This window comes from Aquabacterium sp. UBA2148 (assembly GCF_002328915.1).
Classification (GTDB): Bacteria; Pseudomonadota; Gammaproteobacteria; order Burkholderiales; family Burkholderiaceae_C; genus Aquabacterium; species Aquabacterium parvum.
The window spans coordinates 1,834-8,681 of record NZ_DCXA01000034.1; the positions used below are offsets into that span (position 1 = coordinate 1,834).

At 65.7% G+C, this 6,848-nt stretch carries 5 protein-coding genes; all 5 read left to right on the plus strand.

Annotated elements, in window-relative coordinates:
• The first annotated feature begins 33 nt into the window (after window positions 1–33).
• The gene (locus B2W70_RS01935) at window positions 34–1,527 is read left to right on the plus strand and encodes an ammonium transporter (RefSeq protein WP_286742290.1); all 1,494 of its coding nucleotides are present in this window, start codon (window positions 34–36) and stop codon (window positions 1,525–1,527) included.
• Between the two features lie 166 nt (window positions 1,528–1,693).
• On the plus strand, window positions 1,694–2,989 hold the full coding sequence (gene gshA / locus B2W70_RS01940) for a glutamate--cysteine ligase (RefSeq protein WP_286742292.1): 1,296 nt from the start codon (window positions 1,694–1,696) through the stop codon (window positions 2,987–2,989).
• A gap of 88 nt (window positions 2,990–3,077) precedes the next feature.
• Entirely contained in the window at window positions 3,078–4,964 is a 1,887-nt protein-coding gene (locus B2W70_RS01945; protein ID WP_286742294.1) for a potassium transporter Kup, read from the plus strand.
• Window positions 4,965–5,001: 37 nt separating this feature from the next.
• A complete protein-coding gene (locus B2W70_RS01950; protein ID WP_349677424.1) occupies window positions 5,002–6,195 on the plus strand; it encodes a benzoate/H(+) symporter BenE family transporter in 1,194 nt (397 codons plus the stop codon).
• A gap of 6 nt (window positions 6,196–6,201) precedes the next feature.
• Window positions 6,202–6,848 (plus strand): glutathione synthase (gene gshB, locus B2W70_RS01955; RefSeq protein ID WP_286742295.1); only part of this gene is annotated, 647 nt, incomplete at its 3' end.

Here is a 6,848-nt window from a genome sequence, read left to right on the forward strand (position 1 = left end):
ATTCACCCCTTCTGACCTGACAAGAGGCATTTCATGAGAAAGCTCATTGCGTCCCTCGCGCTGGGGCTGGCGGCCTTCGGTCTCCTTGGCGTCTCGCACGCTCAAGAAGCCGCAGCCTCCGCCGCCGAAGTCGCATCCGCTGCCGCCCTGGCCGTGGCTGCGGCATCCGAAGCCGCACCTGCTGCGGCACCCGTTCCCAACAAGGGCGACACCGCCTGGATGATGGTCTCCACGCTGCTGGTGATCCTGATGACCGTTCCCGGCCTGGCCCTGTTCTACGGCGGCCTGGTGCGCAGCAAGAACATGCTGTCCGTGCTGATGCAGGTGATGGTCACGTTCTCGCTGATCGTCGTGCTGTGGTTCATCTATGGCTACAGCCTGGCCTTCACCGAGGGCAACGCCTACATCGGCGGCCTCGATCGCCTCTTCATGAAGGGCATCTGGGACAACGCAGCGGGCACCTTCGCCAACGCCGCCACCTTCTCGAAGGGTGTCTACATCCCCGAGATCGTGTTCGCCGCCTTCCAGGCCACCTTCGCCGGCATCACCTGCGCCCTGATCGTCGGCGCCTTCGCCGAGCGCATCAAGTTCTCGGCCGTGCTGCTGTTCATGGTGCTGTGGTTCACCTTCAGCTACATCCCGATGGCCCACATGGTCTGGTTCTGGATGGGCCCGGACGCCTACAGCTCGCCTGAAGTCGCGGAAGCCATGACCGCCAAGGCCGGCCTGATCTGGCAACACGGCGCGCTGGACTTCGCCGGCGGCACCGTGGTGCACATCAACGCCGCCGTCGCTGGCCTGGTGGGTGCCTACATGGTGGGCAAGCGCATCGGCTACGGCAAGGAAGCCTTCACCCCGCACTCGCTGACGCTGACCATGGTTGGTGCCTCGCTGCTGTGGGTGGGTTGGTTCGGCTTCAACGCCGGCTCCGCCCTGGAAGCCAACGGCTTCGCCGCCCTGGCCTTCATCAACACCTTCGCCGCCACCGCCGCCGCTGTGCTGGGCTGGATCCTGGGTGAAGCGCTGCTCAAGGGCAAGGCTTCGATGCTGGGTGCTGCTTCGGGTGCCGTCGCTGGCCTGGTCGCCATCACCCCTGCTGCCGGCAACGTCGGCATCGGTGGCGCGCTGATCATCGGCGTGCTGGCTGGCCTGATCTGCCTGTGGGGCGTGACCGGTCTGAAGAAGATGCTGGGCGCTGACGACTCGCTGGACGTGTTCGGCGTGCACGGCATCGGCGGCATCCTGGGTGCCCTGCTGACCGGCGTGTTCAACTCGCCCAACCTGGGCGGCCCCTCGCTGGTGTCTGACTGGACCACGGTTGCCATGGTTGCGCCCGACGCGTACTCCATCGCCGGCCAGGTCTGGATCCAGGCCAAGGGTGTGCTGATCACCATCGCCTGGTCGGGCATCGTCTCCCTGATCGCCTACAAGATCGTCGACGTGGTCATCGGTCTGCGCGTGCCGGAAGAAGAAGAGCGCGAAGGCCTGGACATCACTTCGCACGGCGAAACCGCCTATCACAAGTGATCGCCAAGTGATCTTCGGCTGACCGCCGAAACGGGCCCCCGCGCCCGCCACGACAGGGCCACCTCCGGGTGGCCTTTTTTTTTCGCCCATCCGTCCCCATGTGCGAGGGCTCGTCCGGATGTTCCTAGAATGCTCCGGTGTCCACCGCTTGACGCCCGCTCCACCCATGGTCCCTCACCTCATCACCGCGCTGACCGGCCCCATCAACGAACTGGAGCAGCGCATGCTGGAATCCATGCCGGCCATCGAGCGCTGGTTCCGGCTCGAATGGATGGAGCACACACCGCCCTTCTACACCTCGGTGGACCTGCGCAACGCCGGCTTCAAGCTGGCCCCGGTGGACACCAACCTCTTCCCAGGCGGCTTCAACAACCTGACCAACGAGATGCTGCCGCTGGCCGTGCAGGCCTCGATGGCGGCCATCGAGAAGATCTGCCCAGAGGCCAAGAACCTCCTGCTGATCCCCGAGAAGCACACCCGCAACACCTTCTACCTGCAGAACGTGGCGCGACTGGTGCAGATCTTCACGCTCACGGGCCTGAACGTCCGCCTGGGCACGCTCGATGAATCCATCACCGAGCCCACCGAGATCGCCCTGCCCGATGGCAGCACGCTGACGCTCGAGCCGCTGGAGCGCAGCAAGCGCCGCCTGGGGCTCAAGCACTTCGACCCGTGCACCATCCTGCTCAACAACGACCTGTCGGCCGGCATCCCCGATGTGCTGAAAGACCTGCACGAGCAGTACCTGCTGCCGCCTCTGCACGCTGGCTGGGCCGTGCGCCGCAAGAGCCAGCACTTCAAGTACTACGAAGAGGCGGCCAAGAAGTTCTCCAAGCTGCTGGGCATGGACCCCTGGCTGATCAACCCGATGCATGCCGAATGCGATCAGGTCGACTTCCAGGAGGGCGTCGGCCAGGAGTGCCTGCAGTCCCAGGTCGACACGCTGTTGGGCAAGATCCGCCGCAAGTACAAGGAATACGGCATCAACGAAAAGCCCTTCGTGGTGGTCAAGGCGGACAACGGCACCTACGGCATGGGCATCATGACCGTGCGCGACGCCAAGGAGCTGGAAGAGCTCAACCGCCGCACGCGCAACAAGATGTCGACGGTCAAAGACGGCCAGGTCGTCAGCCAGGTGATCATCCAGGAGGGCGTGCCCACCTACGAGCGCATGAACGACGCTGTGGCCGAACCGGTGGTCTACATGATCGACCGCTACGTGGTCGGCGGCTTCTACCGCGTGCACGCCGAGCGCGGCATCGACGAAAACCTCAACGCGCCAGGCTCCAGCTTCGTGCCGCTGGCTTTCGCCGAACCCACCCAGCTGCCACGCCCAGGCGTCAAACCAGGGGTGAGCGCACCCAACCGGTTCTACATGTACGGCGTCATCGCCCGCCTGGCGATGTTGGCTGCAAGCTACGAACTGGCGGCCACCGACCCGGACGCCGAGGTTTACAGCTGACCTGAGGCACCGCCCCTGCTCGGGGGAGTTTCCGATCGGGGCGGAACGGGCGCAAAATGGCCGCTTCAAGGCAACCCGCCCTTTTTCCGTGCAGCATCCTTCCCACGACCCGAGCCACAAATCTTCGCTGGCCGCGCTGACCCTGGGAGCCCTCGGGGTCGTCTACGGCGACATCGGCACCAGCCCGCTCTATGCGTTCAAGGAGGTGTTTGCCCACGGACACCTGGACCCCAACCCGGAAAACATCCACGGCATCTTGTCGTTGATGTTCTGGACGCTGACGGTGATCGTCTCGCTGAAGTACGTCAGCTTGATCCTGCGGGCCGACAACAATGGCGAAGGCGGCCTGGTGGCCATGCTGGCGCTGGCCTCCACCGCCGTGAAAGACCGCCCCCAATTGCGGCAGGTGCTGCTGGGGCTGGGCATCTTCGGCACAGCCATCTTCTTCGGTGACGGGGTCATCACCCCGGCCATTTCGGTGCTGTCTGCCGTCGAGGGCCTGGGGGTGGCTGCGCCTGGGCTGGAGCGGTACGTGATCCCGGTGACGTTGGTGGTGCTGACAGCGCTGTTTGCCATCCAGAAGCACGGCACCGGCGGCATCGGCAAGTTCTTCGGACCGATCACGGTGGTGTGGTTCCTTGTGCTGGCGGTGCTGGGGCTCAAGCACGTCATCGCCAACCCGGCCATCCTGGTGGCGCTGAGCCCGCACCACGCGCTGGGCTTCACTTTCAATCACCCGAGTCTGGCCTTCATCTCGCTGGGGGCGGTGATCCTGTGCGCAACTGGCGCCGAGGCGCTGTACGCCGACATGGGTCACTTCGGCAAGCGTCCCATCCGCCTGGCGTGGTTCAGCCTGGTCATGCCAGCGCTGGTGATCAACTACTTCGGGCAGGGCGCCATGCTGCTGGCTCACCCCGAAAACATCGGCAACCCCTTCTACGAGATGGCCCCTCAATGGGCCCTGTATCCGCTGGTGGGGCTGGCCACTTGCGCCACGTTCATCGCGTCCCAGGCGCTGATCTCGGCGGCCTTCTCGGTGACCAAACAGGTCATCCAGCTGGGCTACCTGCCCCGCCTGCGCGTGCTGCACACCTCCGAGCGCGAAACCGGCCAGATCTACATCCCCTTCATCAACTGGGGGCTGTACGCCAGCATCGTGATGGCGGTGGTGTTCTTCGGCTCGAGCAGCAAGCTGGCGGCCGCCTACGGCATCACCGTGGCGCTGGACATGCTGATCACGACCATCATGACCTTCTTCGTGATCCGCTTTGCCTGGAACATGAGCCTGCCGCTGTGCATCGGGGCCACGGGCATCTTCTTCTTCATCGACCTGATGTTCTTTGGGGCCAACGCGCTCAAGATCATCGACGGTGGCTGGTTCCCCCTGCTGATCGGCGTCATCATGTTCACCTTGATGACGACCTGGAAGGATGGCCGTGCGCTGCTGAGCGAGCGACTGCGCTCGGACGCCATCGATCTGCACCCCTTCCTCGAAGCCGTCTTCTGCAGCCCGCCTCTGCGGGTTGAAGGCACGGCCGTGTTCCTCAATGCGGACGCGGGCACCACCCCCAATGCGCTGCTGCACAACCTCAAGCACAACAAGGTGTTGCACCGCCAGAACCTGTTCGTGACGGTGCGCTCACACGAAGTGCCCTGGATCGAATCGGCGCAACGCATCGAGATCGAAGACCTGGGCAACGACTGCTGGCAGGTGATGCTGCATTTCGGGTTCAAGGACGAGCCCGATGTGCCACGTGCCCTCAAGCTGCTGAGCCAACATGGCGTGCAGGTCGATGACATGGAGACCAGCTACTTCCTCTCGCGCGACATCGTCATCCCGACCATCGGTGGTGGCATGCTGCCCTGGCGCGAAAAACTCTTCGCCGGCATGCACCGCAACGCGTCGGGCGTGGCCGACTTCCTGAGCCTGCCGACCAACCGCGTGGTCGAGTTGGGCTCGAAGGTGGAGATCTGAGCTGACGCCCCCGGCTGAGCGCACGAGCCTGGGCCAGATCGCCCGGGACACCTCGCTGTCGTCCGTCTCGGCGGGTTTCGTGGCCACGCTGGTGGGTTTCACCAGCACGATCGCGCTGATTTTTCACGCCGCGCAGTCGCTGGGCGCCACGCCCGAGCAGGTCACGTCCTGGGTGCTGGCCCTGGGCATCGGCATGGGCTTGTCGACCATCGGGCTGTCGCTTTGGACGCGCATCCCGGTGCTCATCACCTGGTCAACGCCAGGTGCGGCCGTGATCGCCAGCGCCGCCACGGGTGTGAGCCTGGCCGAGGCGGTGGGCGCCTTCCTGGTCTGCGGCGTGCTGATGTGGCTCAGCGGCGCCACCGGCTGGTTCGAGCGCATCATGAACCGCATCCCTCTGGCGCTGGCCTCCAGCCTGCTGGCGGGCATCCTGGCCAAGTTCGCACTGATGTCGTTCGCGGCGGCCACACCCCAGCCGCTGCTCATCATCTCGATGCTGATGATCTACCTCATCGGCAAGCGCCTGTGGCCTCGGTATGCCGTGCTCGGCGTGCTGATCGGCGGCACGGTGGTGGCGGCGTCGCAAGGGCTGCTCGACACGCGGCTGATGACCCTGCAGTTCGCCACCCCCGTGTGGGTCACGCCCGAGTGGTCCTGGCAGGCGGTGCTGGGCATGGGTCTGCCGCTGTTCATCGTGACCATGGCCTCGCAGGCGGTGCCGGGGGTGTCGGCCATCCGCGTGTCGGGCTACCAACCGCCAGTCTCGCCCTTGATGAGCTGGTCGGGCATCACCACCGTGCTGCTGGCGCCGTTCGGCGGCTACGCTTTCAACCTGGCGGCCATCACGGCTGCCATCGTGCTCAACCCGCACGCCCACGCTGCGCCCGACAAGCGCTACACCGCTGCGGTGTGGGCTGGCCTGTTCTACATCGCCATGGGGCTGCTGGGCGGAGCCGTGGCGGGGTTGCTGGCGGCCTTCCCGCCCGAGTTGGTCATGGGGGTGGCGGGCCTGGCGCTGCTGGGCACCATCGCCAACGGACTGGCCACCTCGCTGGCCCACCCCGGCACGCGCGAGGCGGCCATCGTGACCTTCCTGGTCACGCTGTCGGGCGTGGTACTGCTGGGCGTGGGCTCGGCCTTCTGGGGCCTTGTGGCGGGTGGGGTCACCCTGTTCGTGGAACACTACCGTTCCCGGCCCGAGGGGGCCGATGTGGCGGACAACGCCCCCTGAGACACCATGAAGCTGCTCTTCGTCGCCGACCCGCTCGACACCTTCAAGACCCACAAGGACAGCACCTTCGCGATGATGCGCGAAGCCGCTTCGCGCGGGCACGAGATCTGGGCCTGCGAGCCGCAGGAGTTGGTGTGGCAGCGCGGTGGCGTGGTGACGGCACGCGCGCGCCGCATCCAGCTCACGGGTGACGCGCACGCCTGGTACGACGAAATCGAGGCCACCGACCTGCCCCTGTGTCGCACCGACGCCGTGCTGATGCGCAAGGACCCGCCCTTCGACGCCGAGTACCTGTACTGCACCCACTTGTTGACGCAGGCCGAGCGCGAGGGCGCGCGTGTGTTCAACAGCCCGGCCGCGCTGCGCGCCCACCCCGAAAAGCTCGCGATCATGGAGTTCCCGCAGCACATCGCGCCCACGCTGGTCACGCGTGACATGGCTGCGGTGCGCGCCTTCCACGCCGAGCACCGCGACATCATCCTCAAGCCGCTGGACGGCATGGGCGGCATGGGCATCTTCCGCGTGAAGGACGATGGCCTGAACCTGGGCTCCATCGCCGAGACGCTGACCAAGGACGGCACCGAGACCATCATGGTGCAGGGCTTCTTGCCCGCCATCAGCGAAGGCGACAAGCGCGTGCTGCTGATCGACGG

What these genes read in the sequence shown, in the direction of transcription:
- B2W70_RS01935 (WP_286742290.1), top strand. Translation starts at nt 34, where the DNA reads ATGAGAAAGCTCATTGCGTCCCTCGCGCTGGGGCTGGCGGCCTTCGGT.
- gshA (WP_286742292.1), top strand. Translation starts at nt 1,694, where the DNA reads ATGGTCCCTCACCTCATCACCGCGCTGACCGGCCCCATCAACGAACTG.